At 67.8% G+C, this 22,554-nt stretch carries 23 protein-coding genes; 13 read left to right on the plus strand and 10 right to left on the minus strand.

Annotated features, from left to right (window positions below):
* The first annotated feature begins 27 nt into the window (after positions 1-27).
* A complete protein-coding gene (locus tag CFB49_RS02590; protein WP_084044092.1) occupies positions 28-675 on the plus strand; it encodes a histone H1-like DNA-binding protein in 648 nt (215 codons plus the stop codon).
* A 241-nt stretch (positions 676-916) separates the two neighbouring features.
* Here CFB49_RS02590 and CFB49_RS02595 read toward each other — a convergent pair whose 3' ends face one another.
* The 10 genes from CFB49_RS02595 to CFB49_RS02640 all read right to left on the minus strand — a co-directional run bounded on the left by CFB49_RS02595 (position 917) and on the right by CFB49_RS02640 (position 9,181).
* A complete protein-coding gene (locus CFB49_RS02595; RefSeq protein WP_006476977.1) occupies positions 917-1,390 on the minus strand; it encodes a glycine zipper 2TM domain-containing protein in 474 nt (157 codons plus the stop codon).
* A 19-nt stretch (positions 1,391-1,409) separates the two neighbouring features.
* Positions 1,410-2,348 (minus strand): carbohydrate kinase family protein, encoded by a 939-nt coding sequence (locus CFB49_RS02600; RefSeq protein ID WP_089490649.1) that lies wholly within the window; start codon positions 2,346-2,348, stop codon positions 1,410-1,412.
* A gap of 86 nt (positions 2,349-2,434) precedes the next feature.
* Complete coding sequence (gene tpx, locus CFB49_RS02605; RefSeq protein WP_006476975.1) at positions 2,435-2,938, minus strand: thiol peroxidase; 504 nt, start codon at positions 2,936-2,938, stop codon at positions 2,435-2,437.
* A 72-nt stretch (positions 2,939-3,010) separates the two neighbouring features.
* Positions 3,011-4,387: a zinc-ribbon and DUF3426 domain-containing protein gene (locus CFB49_RS02610; RefSeq protein ID WP_089490650.1), complete on the minus strand. Its 1,377-nt coding sequence runs from the start codon at positions 4,385-4,387 to the stop codon at positions 3,011-3,013.
* A 45-nt stretch (positions 4,388-4,432) separates the two neighbouring features.
* Positions 4,433-5,335: a 50S ribosomal protein L11 methyltransferase gene (gene prmA / locus CFB49_RS02615; RefSeq protein ID WP_089490651.1), complete on the minus strand. Its 903-nt coding sequence runs from the start codon at positions 5,333-5,335 to the stop codon at positions 4,433-4,435.
* Between the two features lie 2 nt (positions 5,336-5,337).
* On the minus strand, positions 5,338-6,705 hold the full coding sequence (gene accC, locus CFB49_RS02620) for an acetyl-CoA carboxylase biotin carboxylase subunit (RefSeq protein ID WP_050013869.1): 1,368 nt from the start codon (positions 6,703-6,705) through the stop codon (positions 5,338-5,340).
* A gap of 85 nt (positions 6,706-6,790) precedes the next feature.
* Positions 6,791-7,264: an acetyl-CoA carboxylase biotin carboxyl carrier protein gene (accB, locus tag CFB49_RS02625; protein ID WP_069616798.1), complete on the minus strand. Its 474-nt coding sequence runs from the start codon at positions 7,262-7,264 to the stop codon at positions 6,791-6,793.
* Between the two features lie 66 nt (positions 7,265-7,330).
* Positions 7,331-7,783, minus strand: coding sequence for a type II 3-dehydroquinate dehydratase (gene aroQ, locus CFB49_RS02630; RefSeq protein ID WP_089490652.1), 453 nt, complete (start codon positions 7,781-7,783; stop codon positions 7,331-7,333).
* 194 nt (positions 7,784-7,977) lie between these two features.
* Positions 7,978-8,529 carry a TlpA family protein disulfide reductase gene (locus CFB49_RS02635; protein WP_089490653.1) on the minus strand — a complete coding sequence of 184 codons (552 nt, stop codon included), beginning with the start codon at positions 8,527-8,529 and terminating at the stop codon, positions 7,978-7,980.
* Between the two features lie 7 nt (positions 8,530-8,536).
* The gene (locus CFB49_RS02640) at positions 8,537-9,181 is read right to left on the minus strand and encodes a UDP-N-acetylmuramate--alanine ligase (protein WP_069616844.1); all 645 of its coding nucleotides are present in this window, start codon (positions 9,179-9,181) and stop codon (positions 8,537-8,539) included.
* 246 nt (positions 9,182-9,427) lie between these two features.
* Here CFB49_RS02640 and mpl point away from each other — a divergent pair, with 246 nt between their 5' ends.
* The 12 genes from mpl to CFB49_RS02705 all read left to right on the plus strand — a co-directional run bounded on the left by mpl (position 9,428) and on the right by CFB49_RS02705 (position 22,532).
* Entirely contained in the window at positions 9,428-10,813 is a 1,386-nt protein-coding gene (gene mpl / locus CFB49_RS02645; RefSeq protein WP_069616796.1) for a UDP-N-acetylmuramate:L-alanyl-gamma-D-glutamyl-meso-diaminopimelate ligase, read from the plus strand.
* A complete protein-coding gene (locus CFB49_RS02650; RefSeq protein ID WP_069616795.1) occupies positions 10,810-11,379 on the plus strand; it encodes a YqiA/YcfP family alpha/beta fold hydrolase in 570 nt (189 codons plus the stop codon). Before mpl ends, CFB49_RS02650 begins: the two co-directional genes overlap by 4 nt.
* Positions 11,380-11,459: 80 nt before the next feature.
* Entirely contained in the window at positions 11,460-13,544 is a 2,085-nt protein-coding gene (locus CFB49_RS02655) for an RNB domain-containing ribonuclease (RefSeq protein ID WP_069616794.1), read from the plus strand.
* Positions 13,541-14,407, plus strand: a complete 867-nt coding sequence (aroE, locus tag CFB49_RS02660) for a shikimate dehydrogenase (RefSeq protein WP_069616793.1) — start codon at positions 13,541-13,543, stop codon at positions 14,405-14,407. The genes CFB49_RS02655 and aroE overlap by 4 nt, the downstream gene beginning before the upstream one ends.
* A gap of 14 nt (positions 14,408-14,421) precedes the next feature.
* Entirely contained in the window at positions 14,422-15,159 is a 738-nt protein-coding gene (mtgA, locus tag CFB49_RS02665; protein WP_069616792.1) for a monofunctional biosynthetic peptidoglycan transglycosylase, read from the plus strand.
* A gap of 424 nt (positions 15,160-15,583) precedes the next feature.
* A complete protein-coding gene (locus tag CFB49_RS02670; RefSeq protein WP_089490654.1) occupies positions 15,584-17,191 on the plus strand; it encodes a S10 family peptidase in 1,608 nt (535 codons plus the stop codon).
* Positions 17,192-17,271: 80 nt separating this feature from the next.
* On the plus strand, positions 17,272-17,673 hold the full coding sequence (locus CFB49_RS02675) for an EF-hand domain-containing protein (RefSeq protein WP_050013859.1): 402 nt from the start codon (positions 17,272-17,274) through the stop codon (positions 17,671-17,673).
* A 351-nt stretch (positions 17,674-18,024) separates the two neighbouring features.
* A complete protein-coding gene (locus CFB49_RS02685; protein ID WP_011694140.1) occupies positions 18,025-18,924 on the plus strand; it encodes an IclR family transcriptional regulator in 900 nt (299 codons plus the stop codon).
* Positions 18,921-19,946 (plus strand): 2-dehydro-3-deoxygalactonokinase, encoded by a 1,026-nt coding sequence (locus tag CFB49_RS02690; RefSeq protein WP_089434524.1) that lies wholly within the window; start codon positions 18,921-18,923, stop codon positions 19,944-19,946. Before CFB49_RS02685 ends, CFB49_RS02690 begins: the two co-directional genes overlap by 4 nt.
* Before the next feature lie 22 nt (positions 19,947-19,968).
* Entirely contained in the window at positions 19,969-20,646 is a 678-nt protein-coding gene (locus CFB49_RS02695) for a 2-dehydro-3-deoxy-6-phosphogalactonate aldolase (protein ID WP_089490655.1), read from the plus strand.
* On the plus strand, positions 20,646-21,425 hold the full coding sequence (locus CFB49_RS02700) for an SDR family oxidoreductase (RefSeq protein ID WP_089491402.1): 780 nt from the start codon (positions 20,646-20,648) through the stop codon (positions 21,423-21,425). Before CFB49_RS02695 ends, CFB49_RS02700 begins: the two co-directional genes overlap by 1 nt.
* A 111-nt stretch (positions 21,426-21,536) precedes the next feature.
* On the plus strand, positions 21,537-22,532 hold the full coding sequence (locus CFB49_RS02705; RefSeq protein WP_069616787.1) for an arabinose ABC transporter substrate-binding protein: 996 nt from the start codon (positions 21,537-21,539) through the stop codon (positions 22,530-22,532).
* The last annotated feature ends 22 nt before the right edge of the window (positions 22,533-22,554 follow it).

Here is a 22,554-nt window from a genome sequence, read left to right on the forward strand (position 1 = left end):
TCTCATCTGAACCTGAAGGAGAACAACATGGCTACTGCCAAGAAGAAACCGGCTGCTAAGAAGGTTGCTGCCAAGAAGACCGTTGCGAAGAAGGCTGCTGCTCCGGCGAAGAAGGCCGCGGTGAAGAAGGTTGCTGCGAAGAAGGTCGCGGTGAAGAAGGTTGCCGCGAAGAAGGCAGCACCGGCGAAGAAGGCCGCTGCAAAGAAGGTCGCAACGAAGAAGGTCGCAACGAAGAAGGTTGCAGCCAAGAAGGTCGCAGCGAAGAAAGTCGCGGTGAAGAAGGTTGCTGCAAAGAAGGCGGCGCCGGCCAAGAAGGCCGCCGCGAAGAAGGTTGCAGCCAAGAAAGTCGCAGTGAAGAAGGTTGCTGCGAAGAAGGCCGCACCGGCGAAGAAGGCTGCTGCTAAGAAGGCTGCGCCGGCGAAGAAGGCTGCCGCGAAGAAGGCCGCGCCGGCGAAGAAGGCTGCCGCGAAGAAGGCTGCGCCCGCCAAGAAGGCTGCCCCTGCGAAGACGGCTGCCGCACCGGCGAAGAAGGCTGCTGCGCCGAAGAAGGCCGTCGTGAAGAAGGCTGCGCCGGCAACGACCGCGTCGACCGCATCGGTCGCGCCGGCATCGGGCGTGAAGACCGCGCTCAACCCGGCAGCGGCATGGCCGTTCCCGACCGGCAGCCGTCCGTAATCGCGGCTGAGCAGCATCACCCGGACACTCACGTGGTGTCCGTGGGTTGAGTAGCGCTACTCAATCAGTCCCGTCACCTGGCTCAGGTGGCGGGATTTTTTTCGTCCGCATGAGCCGCCGGCAGGTCGCCGATGGGTTGGCCGATGCGAGCGCGGAAGGAAACGGGCGGACGAAAAAAAACGCATGTGCGGCTTCGCACATGCGTTCGACCGCGGCTTGCGCCGCGTGCTGAGGATACCGGTTAGTGCGTGACGCGCGTGACGCCGCCGCTCGACAGCAGGCGTACGCGCTCGCCGGCGCGGAACGCTTCGCCGCTTGCCGCCTGCGTGATCGAGCGCAGATCGCCGTTGTCGAGGCGCACGGTGATTTCGACACCGTTCGCCGTGCTGAGGTTTTCGCCGACCGCGTTACCCGCGACCGCGCCGACGAGGCCGCCGGCGATCGCCGTCAGGATCGAGCCCTTGCCGCCGCCGATCGCGCTGCCCGCGACCGCGCCGAGTGCGCCGCCGCCGAGCGTGCCGATCGCGCTGCCGCCGCCGTCGGACTGGATGCGCACCGCACGGACGCTTTCGACCGTGCCCATGCGGACCGTCTGTTCGCGCTGCGCCTGGCCGACGCTATAGACATCCGCCGAACCGGGTGCCGTGAAGCAGCCGGCGAGGGTCAGCGTGGCCGTCAGCATGGCCGCGAGCGTGAGGGTTTTTTTCGTCAACATCTTTGCTCTCCCACAATATTCATTTGAGACTGTAACCGAACGCAGTCTCGAAGCGTGCGTCGATTTCGGCGCGCGTCAGTACGTAAGTCTGGGGCCCTTGATGGGCGATCTTGAGCGAGCCCATCAGGCTCGCGAGGCGGCCGGTGGTTGCCCAGTCGAGGCCATGCTCGATGCCGTAGAGCAGGCCGCCCCGGAAGGCGTCGCCGCAGCCGGTCGGATCGGCGATGCGCTCGGCCGGCACGACCGGAATCTGCTCCACCCCCTGCTTGTGGCGGATGGTCGCGCCGTGCTCGCCACGCGTGATGACGAGCGCGTCGACCCGGCTGGCGATTTCATCTTCGGACCATCCCGTCTTGTCGCTCACCAGCTTGGCCTCGTAGTCGTTGACCGCTACATAGGTCGCAAGTTCAATGCTGCGGCGCAGCGTCGCACCGTCGAACAGCGGCAGACCCTGGCCCGGATCGAACACGAACGGCACACCGGCCCTGGCGAGCTCTTCCACGTGCTGCACCATCCCGTCGAAGCCGTCCGGGCCGACGATCGCGAGCTTGATGTCCGGCGCGTCGCCCGCATGGTTCAGGTGCGATTGCATCATCGCGCCCGGGTGGAACGCCGCGATCTGGTTGTTGTCGAGATCGGTCGTGATCATCGCTTGCGCGGTGTACGTATCGGGCAGCACGCGAACGTGGTCGCGGCGCAGGCCGAGCTGGTCGAGCCGGTCGAGATACGGCTGCGCATCCAGCGCGCCCATCGTGCCCATGATCCGCGCATCGCCGCCGAGCAGGTGCAGCGCATACCCGATATTGCCCGCGCAGCCGCCGAATTCGCGTCGCATCGTCGGCACGAGGAAGCTCAGGTTGATGAGGTGCACCTGGTCGGGCAGGATGTGCTCGCGGAACCGCCCTTCGAAGGTCATGATGGAGTCGTAGGCGATCGAGCCGCAAATCAGCGTAGCCAAGGTGTGCGTTCCTGTAGAAATGAGGGGCCCTGCGCGACAACGCCGCGCGAAGGGCGCGGCGCGGCAGGGGATAAGCGGAAGAAAGCTTACTTCAGTGCGGCGAGCGCTGCATCGTAGTTCGGCTCGTCCTTGATTTCGCCGACGAGTTCCGCGTGGATCACCTTGTCCTGCGCGTCGAGCACGACCACCGCGCGTGCGGTCAGGCCGTTCAGCGGGCCGCTCGTCACGTCGACGCCGTATGCGTTCGCGAACGCACGGCCGGTGCGGAACGTCGATGCCGTCACGACGTTCGCGAGGCCTTCGGTCGTGCAGAAGCGCGTGGCGGCGAACGGCAGGTCGGCGGACACGACGATCACGACCGTGTTGTCGAGCGACGACGCGGCTTCGTTGAACTTGCGGGTCGACGTCGCGCAGGTCGGCGTGTCGAGGCTCGGCACGATGTTCAGCACCTTGCGCTTGCCGGCGAAGCTGGCGAGCGACAGATCGGCGAGATCCTTGCCGACCAGCTTGAAATCGGCGGCTTGCGCGCCGACGGCCGGGAACGTGCCGGCGAGATCGATCGGGTTGCCACCCAGCGTAACTTTGCTCATGTTCGTGCTCCGAAATAGCGCGCCGCTCGGGGCGCGCGGGTTGAGACGGGCGCGCGAGCGCGCCGCGGCGCGTCACGGATAGAAGATCTGGACGCGGAAATTCGAGGCGGGCGTGCCGTTCGTTTCGAGGCGGACGACCATCGTCTGCGTCGTGCCGGGCGGCAGCCCGGCGTCGATCGGCGTGCCCGGGCGCACGTAGTCGCGCGGCGCGAGCACGCGGCGCACGGTGATGTGATTGGTGTCGTCGAGCAGCGTGAGTTCGAGCGACGGGTACGCGAGCGCGACGCGGTAGCGGTTCGTCAGCGGCACCTTCAGTTCGAGCTCGCGCGGGCCGTCGAGCTGGCGCAGGTCGGTCGCGTCGAGCCGCAGCCCGTCGATCGCGCGCGGCGGCGTGACCGTGCAGCCGAGCGGCGCGCACGCCTGCCGGAACCAGCCCTGCGTGACGGGCCAGTAGATCATCAGCGTTTCGCGTTGCCACCACGCCAGCTGCGCGACGAGCAGCCCGACCAGCGCGGCCGCGACCAGGCCGCCGAAAAAGCCGCCGAGCATCCCGCGTCGCTGCGGCGCGCGCGTTTCGCGCGTGACGGCGAAGTGCGGGCGATCGTCGTCGGCCAATGCGGCGGGGAAGGGGACGGCCGGTTGGACGGCCGGTTCATCGGCTGCCGCTGCGGTCGGGGCTTGCTCGTGCCGGGCGAAGGTGTCGGGTTCCGATGCTGTTTCGGCTTCGGTGACGGCCGGTGCGGGCGTGAACGCGAAACGCGGTTCGCGCGGCGCGCGTTCGTCGTCCGGCGTCGCGAAGTGCGTGGGGACGACGGGTTCGACCGGTTCGGCGGCGGCTTCCGTTTCCGACGGAAGATGGGCGACGAAACGGGGCTCGTGCGGATCGTGCTCGGTGGGCGAGCGCGAGGGCGTGGCCTCGTCGGCTTCGTGCGGTTCGTACCGCGTTTGCGGCGAATGCGGTTCTGCCGGTTGCTCGACGGCAGTCGATGCGTCGAGCTCGGCCGGAGCGGTCGCGAATGACTCGGGCGTACCCGACAGGTGGACGACGCCCGCTTCCGTGGACGGGAGCGCGAGCGGTATCAACGGCTCGGTGCGCACGGTCTCGACGCTGTGCTGCAACGACGGATCGACGCCGGCGTCGAGCCACGGCGCCCACATGTCCCAGCCTTCCGGCTTGTAATCGGCGCCGGTCGGCAATTCGGGCGGCGCGTCAGGGAGGAACAGCCGAGCCGGCGCGGCCTGCTGGCGTGCGTCGCCGCCGTGCGGCGCGGCAGCCGGCTCCGTCAATGCCGGTTCGGGCTGCGGCGCGTACTCGGGAACGAGCGATTCGGCGGCGTTGAAGACTTCGTGGCAATGCCCGCAGCGTACGAGCCCCTGATGCAGCGAGAGCTGTTCCTGCTGCAGCCGGAAGACGGTTTCGCAATGAGGGCAGCGCGTCGCAAGAAGCATGTCGAGCCGGGCGGCCTGCTGGCCAGAGTGAAGGACAGCGCTATTCTAATGGCTTTCGCGGCGGGTTCCGGCAAGGCATACCCAGCCTTCCTGTTCGCGCCAGACCGAGATGTCGACGTAGCGCGCATAAACGGCCGCGACTTCGTCCGCCTGGCGCGCGAGCACGCCCGACAGCGCGATGCGCCCGCCAGGCTTGACCTTCGATGCGAGCATCGACGCCATCAGCTTCAGCGGATTCGACAGGATGTTCGCGACGACGATGTCGAATTCGCCGTCCGGGCACGCGTCGGGCAGACCGTACGTGACTTCCGCCCGATTGCGCTCGCTGTTCTGGCGCGCCGATTCGACCGCCTGCGGATCGATGTCGATGCCGATCACGGGGTTCGCCCCGCATTTCTTCGCGAGGATCGCGAGAATGCCCGAGCCGCAGCCGTAGTCGAGCACCGACTGGCCGGGCTTTACCGACTGCTCGAGCCACTCCATGCACAGGCGGGTCGTGGGATGGCTGCCGGTGCCGAACGCGAGGCCGGGGTCGAGCTCGAGGACGAGCGCATCGGGATCGGGCGCATCGTGCCACGACGGCACGACCCAGATCCGCTCGCCGATCGGGATCGGCTCGAACTGCGACTGCGTGAGCCGCACCCAGTCCTGCTCCTCGACTTCGCGCACGACGAACTTCGGCGTTTCCGCGATGCCGATCTCGTTCGCGGCCGCCGCGAGCAGCACGGCCGGCTCGTGGTCGGCCGACAGCAGCGCGACCACGCGCGAGTGCTGCCACGCGGTGCGATCGGGCACGAGGCCCGGCTCGCCGAAGAGCGGCTGTTCGTCGGGCGTGTCGGCGTCGGCGTCCTCGACGGACACCGACAGCGCGCCGAGATCGAGCAGTGCGTCGGACAGGGCCTCCGCATGCTCGCGGGCCAGTTCGACGACGAGTTCGCGATAACTCATGCTTACGCTTCTTCCGGTGCGACCTGCTGCTTCTGTGCGAGCCGGTTTTCGAGGTAATGGATGCTGGTGCCGCCTTCGACGAACTTCGCGTCGATCATCAGCTCGCGGTGCAGCGGAATGTTGGTCTGGATGCCTTCGACGACCATTTCCGACAGCGCGATGCGCATCCGGCGGATCGCCTGCTCGCGCGTCGCGCCGTAGGTGATCAGCTTGCCGATCATCGAATCATAGTTCGGCGGCACGAAATAGCCATTGTAGGCGTGCGAATCGACGCGCACGCCGGGGCCGCCCGGCGTATGCCACGACGTGATCCGGCCCGGCGACGGCGTGAACTTGAACGGATCTTCGGCGTTGATCCGGCATTCGATCGCATGTCCGCGGAACTGGATGTCGCGCTGGCGCAGCGTGAGCTTCTCGCCGGCCGCGATGCGGATCTGTTCCTGCACGATGTCGACGCCGGTGATCAGTTCCGATACCGGGTGCTCGACCTGCACGCGGGTGTTCATCTCGATGAAGTAGAACTCGCCGTTTTCGTACAGGAATTCGAACGTGCCCGCGCCGAGGTAGCCCATCTTCTTGCACGCGTCCGCGCAGCGGTCGCCGATGCGGTCGATCAGGCGGCGCGGAATGCCGGGCGCCGGCGCTTCCTCGATCACCTTCTGGTGGCGGCGTTGCATCGAGCAGTCGCGCTCGCCGAGCCAGATCGCGTTCTTGTGCGCGTCCGACAGCACCTGGATCTCGATGTGGCGCGGGTTCTCGAGGAACTTCTCCATGTACACCTGCGGGTTGCCGAACGCACGGCCGGCTTCCTCGCGGGTCATGTTGACCGCGTTGACGAGCGCGGCTTCGGTGTGCACGACGCGCATCCCGCGCCCGCCGCCGCCGCCCGCCGCCTTGATGATGACCGGATAGCCGATCGCGCGCGCAATCTTGACGATTTCCTTCGGATCGTCCGGCAACGCGCCTTCCGAGCCCGGCACGCACGGCACGCCGGTCTTGATCATCGTCTGCTTCGCGGTGACCTTGTCGCCCATCATGCGGATCGTTTCCGGGCGCGGGCCGATGAACGTGAAGCCCGACTGCTCGACGCGCTCCGCGAAATCGGCGTTCTCGGACAGGAAGCCGTAGCCGGGGTGGATCGCCTCGGCATCGGTGACTTCCGCGGCGCTGATCAGCGCCGGCATGTTCAGGTAGCTCAGGTTCGACGGGGCCGGGCCGATACAGACGGCTTCGTCCGCGAGGCGCACGTACTTGGCTTCCTTGTCGGCTTCCGAGTAGACGACCACCGTCTTGACGCCGAGTTCGCGGCACGCGCGCTGGATGCGCAGCGCGATTTCACCGCGGTTGGCAATGAGGATTTTTTCAAACATAGCGAGTATTCGTCTCTTCGAGGGGCGCGCGAACGGCGCCTGGCGAGCATCGGCGGCGCGCGGCCGGCAGGGCCGCGCGGCGGGCTTAGCCGATCACGAAAAGCGGCTGGCCGTATTCGACGGCCTGGCCGTTCTCGACGAGGATTTCCTTGATCACGCCGGCCTTGTCCGACTCGATCTCGTTGAGCAGCTTCATCGCTTCGATGATGCAGATCGTCTGGCCTTCCTTGACCGTGTCGCCGGCCTGCACGAACGGGTCCGCGCCCGGCGACGGCGCGCGATAGAACGTGCCGACCATCGGCGACGTCACGACGTGGCCCTGCGGGACGGCCGGTGCGGCGGCTGCGCCGGCTGCCGGCGCGGCAGCGCCGTCGGTCGGCAGCGCGGCCGACGGAGCCGGCGCGCTGACTTGCGGGGCATACCCAGCCGTCGGCTGCACGTAGACCGGCGGTGCGTTCTTGACGATACGCACCTTGCCTTCGCCTTCCGTCACTTCCAGCTCGGAGATGCCGGATTCGGAAACGAGGTCGATCAGAGTTTTCAGCTTACGAAGATCCATCGGGAATTCCCCTTTCAATACGTGAAAGCGCCGGTTAGGGGCCGGCGCTGAATCTAGATCGCGAAATCAGCCGCGCGACGCGCCTTGCAGCTTGTCCAGCGCGTACTCGAGCGCGTACAGATAACCTTTCCAGCCGAGCCCGCAGATCACGCCTTCGGCCTGGTCGGAAAAGTAGGAGTGGTGCCTGAACGCTTCGCGGCGATGCACGTTCGACAGATGAACCTCGACGAACGGGATGCCGACGCCGGCGATCGCGTCCCGGATCGCAACGCTCGTATGCGTATACGCGGCCGGATTGATCAGGATGAAATCGGTCTGTTCCTCCCGCGCGGCCTGGATGCGGTCGACCAGCGCGCCTTCATGGTTGCTCTGGAACGACGACAGTTCGGCGCCGGCCTCCTGGGCGCGCGCGGCAAGCGCCTGATCGATCTGCGCGAGCGTGACGCGGCCGTACACCTCCGGTTCCCGGATGCCGAGAAGGTTCAGGTTGGGGCCGTGCAGCACCAGCAATCGTGTCATGGTCGCTTCTATTTCTGCGGAATTGCGCGAACTTTAGCGCTATTTAGAGAAATTTGTCTAGTTTTGCCGAACGGCCAGGTGCGCCGGACCCGCAAGAATTACCGGTGCGGCCGCAAAGTATTCGCGAATTTCCGCGAAATTGCGGCGATCGACCTGCAAATCGCCGCCAACGCGCGGGCTGCCGTTCGGACGGATTACAGTGCGTCGAGCGTCTTTTTCAGCTCGGCCGGTTGGATTTGTCCCAATTTTGTCTCGCGAATCTTGCCGGTTTCGTCGATGACGACGGTAAACGGCAGCGCGCCGGCCGTATTTCCGAAATTACGGGCCAGATCGGCACCCGCATAGCCGCTGACGAAGACCGGATAGTCGACCTTCACCTTCTGCAGGAAGTTCTTCACGTTCTGCTCGGAATCGACGCCGATTCCGACGAAACGGATGCCTTTTTGCTTGTACTGGTGCGACAGCGCAACGAGCTCGGGCATCTCCTCGACGCACGGGCCGCACCACGACGCCCAGAAATTGACGACGACTTTCTGGCCCTTGAAGGCCGCCAGCGTGGCCGGCTTGCCGTCGACGCCGGTGAGCGACGACGCCCACAGCTGGTCGACCGGGTTGCCGTGGGCGGCCGGCGCGGCGACGGCGACGCCGTCGTCGGCCGTGCCGCGGAACCAGTGGCCGGCGGCGATCCCGCCGGCAATGGCGGCGGCCGCGACCACCGCGAGCGCCAACATGCGTTTCATCATCATCGTTCAATCATTCCGGTTCGGAAGGAGCCTGGCCTGCGCCGACCAGTGCCCGCAGCGCCGCGGCGTCCGCGCGGGCGACGCGGCCGCGCGCGTCGGCCTTTACCGCGCCGCGCAGGTCGTCGCTCGCATACAGCGCGAGATGGATGCCGATCGCATCCACGTCGCGCCGCGGGCGCCACAGGAAACTGAGCGTCTCGACATCGCCGCGGCCCGCGAAATGCCGCGTCTCGGACACGTCGTACTGGACGTTCTGGTTCAGCAGGTAGATCGCGACGTCCTTCGGGTTATCGGTGAATGCCTGCAAATGGATATCCGAATGCGCGTTCGCGGTGCCGTTCAGCACCGCGCCCGTCACATAAGGATGGAACTCGGCGAGCCGGCCCATCCAGTCGAGCGCGATCTCGCGCAGGCGGCGCAGTTCGTCCGGCTGCGTGTCGCTCTGGAACAGCGCGAGGTACTCGCGCAGTTCTTCCTCGATCTGGTCGTTATCGGGCAGCCATTCGCCGGCAACGCGCGAATCGCCCAGTAACTGGCGCGCGGCCTTGCGTTTCGCGCCGGCGTAGTCCTGGCCGTCCTCCGCGATCAGGCGGGCGGCGGACTGGGCGATTTCCTCGCGGACGCGCCGCGGGTCGACAAGAGGTTTGCGAGACATGATCCGGCAATCATACTCGATCGCCACGGCGCCCGAGCACGGGTGCGGCGGCCCGCGGTCCAAGGGCGCCGGCACCGTTCGCACGCATCGTTCAGGCCGCCGGGCGTCGCAGGCCGTCAGTTACAATAGTGCTCTTTGTGTCGCGGCCAGGCCGTTGGGCGGGCGCCGGCTCCACGGCCTCGCCGGCGCGCCGCGCACGCATCCTTTCCGAATCGACGGCGCCCGGCGGCGCGAAAGCATTCATCTATGCACATCCACATTCTTGGCATCTGCGGCACCTTCATGGGCGGTCTCGCCGTACTCGCACGCGAGGCGGGCCACACGGTGACGGGTTGCGACGCGGGCGTCTATCCGCCGATGAGCACGCAGCTCCAGGCGCAGGGCATTACGCTGATCGAGGGCTACGGCGCCGAGCAGATCGACCTGAAACCGGACCTGTTCGTGATCGGCAACGTCGTCACGCGCGGCAATCCGCTGATGGAGGCGATCCTCGATCGCGGCCTGCCTTACGTGTCGGGTCCGCAGTGGCTCGGCGAGCACGTGCTCGCCGGCAAATGGGTGCTCGCGGTCGCGGGCACGCACGGCAAGACGACCACGTCGTCGATGCTCGCTTGGCTGCTGGAAGACGCCGGGCTGAACCCGGGCTTCCTGATCGGCGGCGTGCCGCTGAACTTCGGCGTGTCCGCGCGGCTCACCGATTCGAGCTTCTTCGTGATCGAAGCGGACGAGTACGACACGGCATTCTTCGACAAGCGCTCGAAGTTCGTGCACTACCGGCCGCGCACCGCGGTGCTGAACAACCTCGAATTCGATCACGCCGACATCTTCCCTGATCTCGCCGCGATCGAAACGCAATTCCATCATCTGGTGCGCACCGTGCCCGGCGTCGGGCGGATCGTCACGAACGGCCGCTCGGATGCGCTCGAGCGCGTGCTCGCGCGCGGTTGCTGGAGCGAGGTCGAGCGTTTCGGCGTCGACGGCGGCTGGCAGGCGCTGCCGGCCGAGGACGGCGTGCCGGTCGACGAACGCTTCGCGGTGTATTCGCACGCCGAGCGCGTCGGCGAAGTCGCGTGGCAGGTGCAGGGCGACCACAACCGGATGAACGCGCTCGCGGCGATCGCCGCCGCGCGCCACGTCGGCGTGCCGCCGGCGCAGGCCGCGGTTTCCCTCGCGTCGTTCCGCAACGTGAAGCGCCGCATGGAAGTGCGCGGCAGCGTGGACGGCGTGACCGTGTACGACGATTTCGCGCACCATCCGACCGCGATCGACACCACGATCGCCGGTCTTCGTGCACGCATCGGCCGCCAGAATGCCCGCATCCTCGCCGTGCTCGAGCCGCGCTCGAACACGATGAAGCTCGGCGTGATGAAGTCGCAATTGCCGGCGAGCCTCGCCGATGCCGATCTCGTGTTCGGCTACGGCGCGCCGACCGGGCGCGATGCGCTCGGCTGGAATCTCGCCGAGGCGCTCGCGCCGCTCGGCGACCGCGCGCGCGCATTCGACGATCTGCATCTGCTGGTGAAGGCGGTGGTCGAGGCCGCGCGTCCGGGCGACCATGTGCTCGTGATGAGCAACGGCGGTTTCGGCGGCGTGCACCAGAAGCTGCTCGACGCGCTCGGGAGCCGCCCGTGATCCTGTATCTGCACGGCTTCCGGTCGTCGCCGGAATCGCAGAAATCGCGGCTGCTCGCCGCACGGATGGCCGAACTCGGCCGCACCGGCGAGTGGCGGTGCCCGTTGCTGTCGGTGTCGCCGCTCGACGCGATCGCGGTGGCGGAAGCCGAGGTCGCGGGCGCACGCGACGTGACCGTGATCGGCAGCTCGCTCGGCGGGTATTACGCGACGTGGCTCGCCGAAAAGCATGGCTGGAAAGCCGTGCTGCTGAATCCGGCAATCGTGCCGCAGCGCGATCTCGAGCAGCATCTGGGCGAGCAGCCGTTGTGGCACGGCGGCGGCACGATCGTCGTCGAGCGCCGTCATCTGCACGAACTGGACGCGCTGCGCGTGCCGGCGATCACGCGCGCCGACCGCTACTATCTGTTCGCGGCAACCGGCGACGAAGTGCTCGATTACCGCGAGATGCTCGCCCATTACCCGGGCGCGAAAACCCGCGTGATCGACGGCAGCGATCATGGAATCAGCGAATTTGCCGACTATGTCGACGACGTTCTCGCGTTTTGCGACGGAAAGACGTCATAAACCGGCCACGTGCCGATCGAATTCCCATCATCATGCGGCGCCGCCGACGCGGCGCCCGGCAGTCTGAACGAGAGTACTGAGTGAACGTTTTCTTCGAGGAATCGGGCAGTTTCAAGGCGGGCAGCGTGCTGTCGCGCCAGGGCGACGCGTTTCAGGTCGAGTTGCCCGGCGGGCGGCGCGCGAAGGTGCGCGCGAAAGACGTGCTGATCGAATTCGACAAGCCGGCTGCAGGCGAACTGATGCAGGAGGCCGACACGGCCGCGCAGCAGATCGATCTGGACTTCCTGTGGGAATGCGCGCCGGCCGACGAGTTCGCGTATACGGCGCTGGCCGCCGAATACTTCGGCGCGACGTACGGCCCGGTCGAGCGCGCGGCGCTGGTGCTGCGGCTGCACGGCTCGCCCGTCTATTTCCGCCGCAAGGGGCGCGGCCAGTACCAGCGCGCGCCGGAAGAGCAGCTCAAGATGGCGCTCGCGTCGCTCGAGCGCAAGCGCCAGCAGGCGCTCGTGCAGGCGCAGTATGAAGAGGAGCTGAAGGCCGGCAAGCTGCCGGAAGCGTTCGCGGGCAAGGTGCTCGGGCTGCTGACGCGGCCGGACAAGAATTCGATCGAGTACAAGGCGATGGAAGCGGCGGCCGGCGCGCGCGGCGTGTCGCCGGCGCGGCTGATGCTCGACTGCGGCGGCATCGAGTCGCCGCGTGCGCTGCACGAAGCGCGCTTCCTCGCGGAATTCTTCCCGCACGGCACCGGCTTTCCGCCCGTCACGGTCGGCCCGCTGCCGGACGACCTGCCGCGCGCGAACGTCGAGGCGTTCTCGATCGACGACATCACGACGACCGAAATCGACGACGCGTTCTCGGTCGAGCACCTGTCCGACGGCCGGGTGCGGATCGGCGTGCACATCGCGGCGCCGGCGCTCGGCATCGTGCGCGGCGATCCGGTCGACGCGATCGCGCGCGCGCGCCTGTCGACCGTTTACATGCCGGGTGACAAGATCACGATGCTGCCGGACGACGTCGTCGACGTGTTCACGCTCAAAGAGGGCGATTACCGGCCGGCGCTGTCGCTGTACATCATCGTCAACCGCGAGACGCAGGACATCGTCGCGAACGAGACCCGCGCCGAGCTCGTGTTCGTGAAGAACAACCTGCGCCACAACACGCTCGACGAGCTCGTCAACGAAGAGACGCTCGCGGCCGGCACCGGCGACTACCCGCACAAGGACGACATCGCCGTGCTGTGGCCGCTCGCGCAGGCGCTGTTCGAGAAGCGCCAGGTCGCGCGCGCGGGCTACGGCCTGAAGCGCGAGGTGCAGCGCAACACCGACTACAACTTCTACGTCGAAGGCGAGCACGTGACGATCACGCCGCGCCGCCGCGGCTCGCCGCTCGACCTGATCGTGTCGGAGCTCGCGATCCTCGCGAACTCGACCTGGGGCGCGTTCCTGCACGACCACACGGTGCCGGGCATCTACCGGTCGCAGCGCGGCTTCGGCGCGCCGGGCCCGAAGCGCACGCGGATGCAGACGACGGCCGCGCCGCACGAAGGCCTCGGCGTCGCGCAGTACGCGTGGAGCACGTCGCCGCTGCGCCGCTACGTCGACCTCGTGAACCAGTGGCAATTGCTCGCGTGCGTGCAGCACGGCGTCACCGCGAAGCTCGCCGCGCCGTTCAAGCCGAAGGACGCCGATCTCTACGCGGTCGTGCAGGGTTTCGACGATACGTACACGGCCTATGCCGACTACCAGCGCCGGATGGAATATTTCTGGTGCCTGCGCTGGCTCAAGCAGGAACAGAAGAAGCAGGTCGTCGCGAGCGTCGTGAAGGGCGATCTCGTGCGCCTCGAGGAAATCCCGCTGCTGCTGCACGTGCCGGGGCTCGGCGTGCATGCGCGCGGCACGCGCGTGCTGCTCGACGTGATGTCGCTCGACGAGCTGACGATCGAGGCGTCGGTGCGCCTCTTGAACGTGCTCGACGCGCCGACCGTGACGAGCGGCGACGCGGCCGACGAAGAGGATGATGTCGAAGGCGGCGACGACACGCTGGTCGACGCGCAAGACGCGTCGGCGCAAACCGAGGCCGAGGCGCTGGCCGAGTCGGGCGATGCGGCGGCAGAGGGCGGCGAAGCCGCGAGCGGCAACGACGGCGAAGAGGGGCGCGCATCATGAACGCAGTTGCGTCGACGAGCGGCACGGACCGCTATGTCGTGTTCGGCAACCCGGTGGCGCACAGCAAGTCGCCGTTCATCCATGCGCAGTTCGCCGCGCAGACCGGCGAGCCGATCGAGTACGCGCACCGGCTCGCGCCGATCGACGGGTTCGAGGCCGCCGTGCGCGCGTTCGTCGCCGAAGGCGGGCGCGGCGCGAACGTGACGGTGCCGTTCAAGCTCGACGCGCATGCGCTCGCCGACACGCTGTCGCCGCGCGCGGCGGCGGCAGGCGCGGTGAACACGCTGCGCATCGATGCGGACGGCCGCCTCCACGGCGACAACACCGACGGCGTCGGCCTCGTGCGCGACATCGAAGCGAATCTCGGCGTGTCGCTCGCGGGGGCGCGCATCCTGCTGCTCGGCGCGGGCGGCGCCGCGCGTGGCGTCGTGCTGCCGCTGCTCGACCGCGGACCGCTGTCGATCGAAATCGTGAACCGCACCGCGAGCAAGGCCGAAGCGCTCGTCGGCCAGTTCATGCAGGCCGCGCACGATGCGGGCTGCACGCTCGCGGGCGGCGGCCCTGGCGTCGTGCGGGCCGAACCGTACGACGTGGTGATCAATGCGACGGCCGGCAGCCTCGATGCCGCGCTGCCGGAATGCGACGCGGCCGCGTTCGGCGCCGGCACGCTCGCGTACGACATGATGTACGGCGCGCAGCCGACCGTGTTCATGCAGCATGCGGCGTCGCTCGGCGCGCGCACGGCCGACGGGCTCGGGATGCTGGTCGAACAGGCGGCCGAATCGTTCTTTATCTGGCGCGGCGTGCGGCCGGATGGCGCACCGGTGCTGGCCGCGCTGCGCCAGGCGCTCGCGGCGAACTGAACGGAGCGCGGCACGTGGTGGCGGTGAGCGGCACGCAGCGCACGCGGACGGTGAGCGTCGCGCGCTGGATCGTCTACGCGGGATCGGTGTTCGCGCTCGCGTGGCTCGCGACGCAGCTGTTCTATCTCGCGCAGATCGCGCTGTGGTCGTTCGTGAACCCGGGCTCGACCGCGTTCATGCGCACCGACGCGTGGTGGCTGTCGCGCGACACGCCGCCCGCGCAGATCCGGCACCAGTGGGTGCCGTACGACCAGATCTCGCGCAACCTGAAGCGCGCGCTGATCGCGTCCGAAGATTCGACCTTCGCGACCAACAACGGCTATGACGTCGACGCGATCCTGCAGGCGTGGGAGAAGAACAAGGCGCGCGGCAGGATCGTCGCGGGCGGCTCGACGATTACACAGCAGCTCGCACGCAACCTGTTCCTGTCGCGCGAGAAGAGCTACATCCGCAAGGGGCAGGAGCTGATCATCACGTGGATGCTCGAAACGGTGCTCGACAAGGAGCGCATCTTCGAGATCTACCTGAATTCGGTCGAATGGGGACGCGGCGTGTACGGCGCGGAAGCGGCCGCACGCTATTACTACAGGATTCCCGCGAGCCGGCTCGGTGCGTGGCAGTCGGCCCGCCTCGCGGTGATGCTGCCGAAGCCACGCTGGTTCGATGCGCATCGCGGCTCGGCCTACCAGGCGCAGCGGGCGGCGGTCATCGCACGGCGGATGGGCGCGGCCGAGCTGCCGCAATCCGAGTAAGCGGCGCGTCAGCGCCGCTGCATTGTCCTTTCTGTCGCAAAGGCGCGATTGGTGCGCTGCAGCGCATGCGTATCCACACCATTTCGGGCCGTATCCTTTAGACGAATCCGTCTATTTCGCTTTGCCGAGCAATACCGATGACCGCGCGATTTTGTTGGTCGACATCGCACGAAACCGGTGCTTTTTTAGCCGTCGCCAGTAAACGCGAAAGTCGATGAAAGCGACGTGAAATGCAACGTTTCGCGAATCGAAGCATTCCTGAAAGGTGTGCGCTGCACCGGTTGCGCGCCGAATATTTCCAAATTTTTCAAAGCCGGCGGGCTCGCGTATATTGGCCGGCGCCTCGGCTCATCGGCCGCAATCGAGGCGGGGGGCGGCTTATCCGGCTGCTCGACATAAAAAACATCCGGGAAGGAACGCAACGATGCCAGCGAGCAAAGCGAAGCTGTTGTTGGGGGTGGTGTGTTCTTCGCTGATTCTGACGGCCTGCAATGACGACGTGACGTCGTCTGCAGCGAGCGCCGCCAATTCAGCCGACCCCGCCGGTCAGGTCGACCGCGCGTACAACGATCCAAACAGTTATTCGTCGAGCGCCAACGCGTCGCTCGATGCCTCCGCCGCGGTCGAAAAGGCCGCCGTCACGCACCATCAGATCACGCTGAACGGCAAGACGATCCGGTACACGGCCACGGCCGGCCACCTCGTCGCACGCAATCCGCAGACGGGCGCGCCCGAAGCATCGTTCTTCTACGTCGCGTACACGGCCGACAACCAGCCCGCGGCGAAGCGGCCCGTCACGTTCCTGTACAACGGCGGCCCCGGCTCGGCCTCGGTGTGGCTGCACCTCGGCTCGTTCGGCCCGCGCCGGATCCAGACCGGCGACCCGAATGCGAACACGTCGACGTTCCCGTTCGTCGACAACCAGGAAACCCTGCTCGACACGACCGACCTCGTGTTCGTCGATGCGATCGGCACCGGCTTCTCGGAAGCGGTCGCGCCGAACACGAACCAGACGTTCTGGGGCGTCGACCAGGACGCCGGCGCGTTCCGCGATTTCGTGACGCGCTACCTGAGCGTGAACCAGCGCAACGATTCGCCGAAGTACCTGTTCGGCGAGTCGTACGGGACGCCGCGCACCGACGTGCTCGCGAACCTGCTCGAGACGGCCGGCGTGAAGCTCGACGGCATCGTGCTGCAGTCGTCGATCCTGAACTACAACACGAACTGCGACATGGCGAGCGACTATGTCGGCAACTCGAACAACGGCGCGAGCCCGGTGAGCTGCGCCGGCTTCGTGCCGTCGTACGGCACGGTCGGCGCGTATTACCAGCTCGACAACCCGAACCCGTCGAACCTGCCGCAGTATGCGGACCAGATGCGGCTGCTGACGGCCGGCAGCTACGCGCCCGCCGTGAACGCGTACTTGGCGAGCCATACGCCGCCGCCGCCGAGTCTCGTCACGACGATGGCGAATTCGACCGGCGTGAAGCAGGCGTTGTGGAATGCGGACTTCAACGTGGTCCCGACCTTCTTCGACAACAGCTTCCAGCTGTCGCTGGTGCCGGGCACGCTGATCGGCCGCTACGACGCACGCGTGAACGTGCCCGTGTCGAGCCCGCTCGCGGCCGACGGCGATCCGTCCAGCTCGTTCATCACGAAGCCGTTCACCGACACGATCGGCAGCTATCTGCCGAACGAACTGAAGTACACCGCGCAGTCGGCCTACTCGGTGAGCAGCAATGCGATCAACACGTGGGACTGGACGCACGACGGCCTCGCGATGCCCGACACGATCCCCGATCTGGCCGCGGCGCTGACGCTGAACCCGGCGCTGAAGGTGCTGTCGCTGAACGGGTATCACGACATCGCGACGCCGTTCTACCAGACCGAGCTCGACCTCGCGCGGCTCGGCACGCAACCGAACCTGACGATCCGGGACTATCAGGGCGGGCACATGGTCTATCTCGACGATACGTCGCGCCCGCAGGAGAAAGCCGACCTCGTGACTTTCTACAACGCGGCCGCGCACTGATTGCGCGAGGCCGGCGACAGGCGTCCTCGTCGGCGCCGCTCGCCGGCAGTCGACGACCTCATTCCAGACTGGAGCCTGACATGAAGAATCGTTTCATCGTCGTTGCCGCGGCGCTCGCATGCGTCGGCGCCGCCGCATCCGTTTCCGCGTTCGCGCAGGCGAGCGACGCCGCCGCCGCGCCGGCGCGTGCGCGCCAGGCGCAGCTCGGCGATCCGTACGTGCCGCCGGCCGCGCGCCATGCGACCGCCGGCACGCAGACCACCGGCGCCGCGTTGCATGCGCAGGTGGTGCGCAAGCTCGCGCGGCAGTTCAGCGCGGCCGACACGCAGAACACGGGTTCGATCACCGAGTCGCAGGCGCGCGCGGCCGGCCTCGGCTATGTCGCGAACCACTTCCGGCAGATCGACGCGGGCGGCAGCGGACGCGTGTCGTTCGCCGACGTACAGCGCTACATGCAGGCGCGCAGCACGAGTCAGCAGTAAGCGCGGGACGGCGTGAACAAACGGGGGCGGAACCTGCGGCACGGCAGGTCCCGCCCCCGCGCGCATGGCGCGGCCAGGGGCATCGAGCCCGCCGCCGACCCCGCATGAATTCTCATTATCTGGACAACGCATTCAAATATTGGAGACGAGTGCGTGCGCTCCTACAATCCGAAGCACATCGACAGCTTCGGACCCACGCATCGCGCGGCGCCCGTCGCACACGGAGACACCTTCCATGAAGTTCGCCGGGCGCCTTACTCGGTGCATCGACCGCCGCCACGCCGCCGCACCGGACGCCGTTCCGGCGCCGCGCGAGCGGCTTCACCGATTCCGTTGAAGACGCCCCGTTCCATGACCAAGATGCCAGACTCCCTTGCCCTCGACGCCCGGCGCGCGATGCCGGCCGATACGTCGCTGACCGACAGCATCGGCGCGACCAGCACGCCGCTCGACCTCGCCGCGCAGCAGGCCGGCACGCAGACGCTGCTGCGCGGCCTCGCGATCCTCGAGGCGATCGCGAACGGCGCGCGCGACATGCGTGCGATCGGCGCCGCGCTCGGCACGACGCGCAGCACGACGCACCGTCTCGTCAGCAGCCTCGTGCAGGCGCGCTATCTGCGCCAGGTGCAGGGCGGCTACCTGCTCGGCCCGAAGCTGATCGAGCTCGGCACGATCGCGCTCGAGCAGATGCCGCTGACCGCGGTGGCGCGCCCGCATCTGGAAGCGCTCGCGGAAGCGACGCTCGACACGATCCATCTCGGCGTGCGCGACGGCGACGACGTGCTGTACATCGACAAGATTCCCGGCACGCGCGGCCTGGAGATGCGCTCGCGCGTCGGCCACCGGATGCCGCTCGCGTCGACCGGCATCGGCAAGGCGATGATGCTCGACCTCGATCCCGATCTGTGGCGCTCGCTGTTCGAAGCCGCGCGGCGCGCGCTGGCCGGCGTCAACTTCAAGCCCGACAACCGGCCCGAGACGAGCGCGTTCCTGCAGCGCATGGCCCATTACGCGGCCGGCGGCTATACGTTCGATCTCGAGGAAAACGAGGCATCGATCCGCTGCGTGGCCGCGCCGATCCGCGACGCGTCGGGTGCGATCGTCGCGGCGGTGTCGGTCGCGAGCACGATTCCGTACATGCCGCACGACCGCATGGACGAACTGATTCCGCTCGTGCAGCGCGAAGCGCGAGCCATTTCCGCGGAACTGGGCTGGAGCCCGCCGCAGGGTACCCGCAGGATCAAACGATGACGACTTCGACCCGGCCCGTTCCGGATGCCAGTTCCGCGTCCCCGTCGCTGATCGCGCTCGACTGGGGCACCACGTCGCTGCGCGCGTATCTGTACGACGCGCACGGCGTGCCGATCGATACGCGCAGCCGGGCGGCCGGCGTGATGCACGTGCCCGGCGGCGGCGCGCGCGGGTTCGACGCGGTGTTCGAGGAAGCGTGCGGCGACTGGCTCGACCGTACGCCCGGCCTGCCGGTGCTCGCCGCCGGGATGGTCGGCAGCGCGCAGGGCTGGCGCGAGGCGCCGTACGTCGCGGTGCCGGCCGGCGCCGACGCGCTCGTCGCGGGCCTCATCACGGTCACGACGGCGCGCGGCGCGACGGTCTCGATCGTGCCGGGCGTGATCGCGACGGGCGAATTGCCCGACGTGATGCGCGGCGAAGAAACGCAGATCGTCGGCGCGCTCGCGAGCGATCCGATGCTTGGCGCCGATCGTTCAGGGGTACTGATCGGCCTGCCGGGCACGCATGCGAAATGGGCGTGGGTGAAGGACGGGCTGATCGAACGCTTCCAGACCTTCATGACGGGCGAGCTGTTCGCGGTGCTGCGCGATCACACGATCCTCGGCCGCACGATGCGCGCGGGCGAATCGCCCGATCGCGCGGCGTTCCTGCGCGGCGTGGCGGTCGCACGCGGCGCGCAGCGCACGGGCCTGCTCGCGACGATTTTCAGCACGCGCACGCTGGGGCTGACCGACCGGCTCGCCCCCGATGCGCAGGGTGACTACCTGTCCGGCCTGCTGATCGGCCATGAGCTCAACGCGCTCGACGCGATGCTCGCGGAGCGCGGCATCGCGCTCGCGGACCAGCCGCTGCTGCTGATCGGCGACGACGGTTTGTGTTCGCGCTACGTCGATGCGCTCCGGGTATTCGGTCATGCGCGTGCGCGTGTCGTCCCGCATGCGACCGAGCGCGGCCTGTGGCGGATCGCGTCGCGCGCCGGGCTCGTACGCGCGGACGGCGAGCCAGTCTGTGCCGACCAGTGAACTGCTTGAAGAGGAATTGCCGATGCCGACCGACCTGACATTGCCCGCACCGTACACGCCCCACGCCGCATTGATGCGTGCGTTCGACGCGTGTCCGCTGATCGCGATCATGCGCGGCATCACGCCCGCCGAGGCGGCCGACCATGGCCGTGCGCTGTACGAAGCCGGCTTCCGGATCGTCGAGGTGCCGCTCAACTCGCCGGAGCCGTTCGACAGCATCGCGGCGCTGCGCCGTGCGCTGCCCGACGACATGATCGTCGGCGCGGGCACCGTGCTGCGCGCCGAGTACGTCGACCGCGTGCAGGACGCGGGCGGCGCGCTGATCGTGATGCCGCACGGCGACGCGGCCGTGATCCGCCGCGCACGCGAGCGCGGGCTGGCGAGCGCGCCGGGCGTCGCGACGCCGACCGAAGCGTTCGCGGCGCTGACGCATGGCGCCGACGTGCTGAAGATGTTCCCGGCCGAGCAGCTCGGCGTGATCGTCGTGAAGGCGTGGCGCGCGGTGATCGACCGCGCGGTGCCGCTGATTCCGGTCGGCGGAATTTCGCCGGACAACATGCAGCCGTTCCTCGACGCCGGCGCGAACGGCTTCGGGCTCGGCTCGGCGCTGTACCGCCCCGGCCAGTCGGCGGACACGACCGCGGCGAATGCGCGCGCGTTCCAGGCCGGCTTGCGCGCCGCACGCGGCGGAGCCGCATGATGGGCCGCCTCGCGGGCAAGGTTGCGATGGTGACGGGCGCGGGCCGCGGCATCGGCGCCGCGATCGCGCGTGCGTTCGTGCGCGAAGGCGCGGCCGTCGCGCTCGTCGATCTCGACTTCCCGCAGGCGCGGCACACGGCCGCCGCGATTGCACGTGAATGCGACGGCGCGCGCGTGCTGCCGCTGCAGGCCGACGTCGCGCGGCAGCAGGCGGTGCGCGATGCGCTCGCGCAGACGGAAGCCGCGTTGGGCCCGCTCGACGTGCTCGTGAACAACGCGGGCATCAACGTGTTCGCCGATCCGCTGACGATGACCGACGACGACTGGCGCCGCTGCTTCGCGGTCGATCTCGACGGCGTGTGGCACGGCTGCCGCGCGGCGCTGGAGGGCATGGTCGAGCGCGGCCGCGGCAGCATCGTGAACATCGCGTCGACGCATGCATTCAGGATCATCCCGGGCTGCTTTCCGTACCCCGTCGCGAAGCACGGCGTGCTCGGCCTCACGCGTGCGCTCGGTATCGAATACGCGGCGCGCAACGTACGCGTGAACGCGATCGCGCCGGGCTACATCGAGACGCAACTGACGCGCGACTGGTGGGACGCGCAGCCCGATCCGGCCGCCGCGCGCGCCGAGACGCTCGCGCTGCAGCCGATGAAGCGGATCGGGACACCGGAGGAGGTCGCGATGACGGCCGTGTTTCTCGCGTCCGACGAGGCGCCGTTCATCAATGCCGCGTGCATCACCGTCGATGGCGGGCGCGCGGCGCTGTATCACGACTGACACAAGTGACGTAACGATTCGAAAGACCGCACGTGCGACGGCCGCGCGCACGCTGCGTCGAAACCAACAAGCGGCTGCATCCTGTTCGATGAAAACAAGGAGACACTGGAGATGAAACGCAGAACGTTCGTAACGCTGGCCGCCGCGGCCGCGGTGGTGATGGGCAGCCCGGTCGCGCACGCGGCCGACCCGGTCAAGATCGGCTTCCTCGTGAAGCAGCCGGAAGAGCCGTGGTTCCAGGACGAGTGGAAATTCGCCGAGATCGCCGCGAAGCAGAAGGGCTTCACGCTCGTGAAGATCGGCGCGCCGTCCGGCGAGAAGGTGATGAGCGCGATCGACAACCTGTCCGCGCAGAAGGCGCAGGGCTTCATCATCTGCACGCCCGACGTGAAGCTCGGGCCGGGCATCGTCGCGAAGGCGAAGTCGCACAACCTGAAGATGATGACGGTCGACGACCGCCTCGTCGACGGTGCGGGCAAGCCGATCGAGTCGGTGCCGCACATGGGGATTTCCGCGTACAACATCGGCAAGCAGGTCGGCGACGGCATCGCGGCCGAGATCAAGAAGCGCGGCTGGGACATGAAGGACGTCGGCGCGATCGACATCACCTACGAGCAGCTGCCGACCGCGCACGACCGCACGAGCGGCGCGACCGACGCGCTGGTCGCCGCCGGCTTCCCGAAGGCGAACGTGGTCGCGGCGCCGCAGGCGAAGACCGACACCGAGAACGCGTTCAACGCGGCGAACATCGCGCTCACGAAGAACCCGCAGTTCAAGCACTGGGTCGCGTACGGCCTGAACGACGAGGCCGTGCTCGGCGCGGTGCGCGCGGCCGAAGGGCGCGGCTTCAAGGCCGACAACATGATCGGCATCGGCATCGGCGGTTCCGATTCGGCGTTGAACGAGTTCAAGAAGCCGCAGCCGACGGGCTTCTACGGCACCGTGATCATCAGCCCGAAGCGCCACGGCGAGGAAACCTCGGACCTGATGTACACGTGGATCACGCAGGGCAAGGCGCCGCCGCCGTTGACGCTGACGACGGGCATGCTCGCGACGCGCGACAACGTGTCGAAGGTGCGCGAGGAGATGGGGCTCGCGTCGAAGTAAGCGGCCCGCCGGCTGCCGCGCG

The organism is Burkholderia sp. AU17457 (genome assembly GCF_002223255.1).
Lineage (GTDB): Bacteria > Pseudomonadota > Gammaproteobacteria > Burkholderiales > Burkholderiaceae > Burkholderia > Burkholderia sola.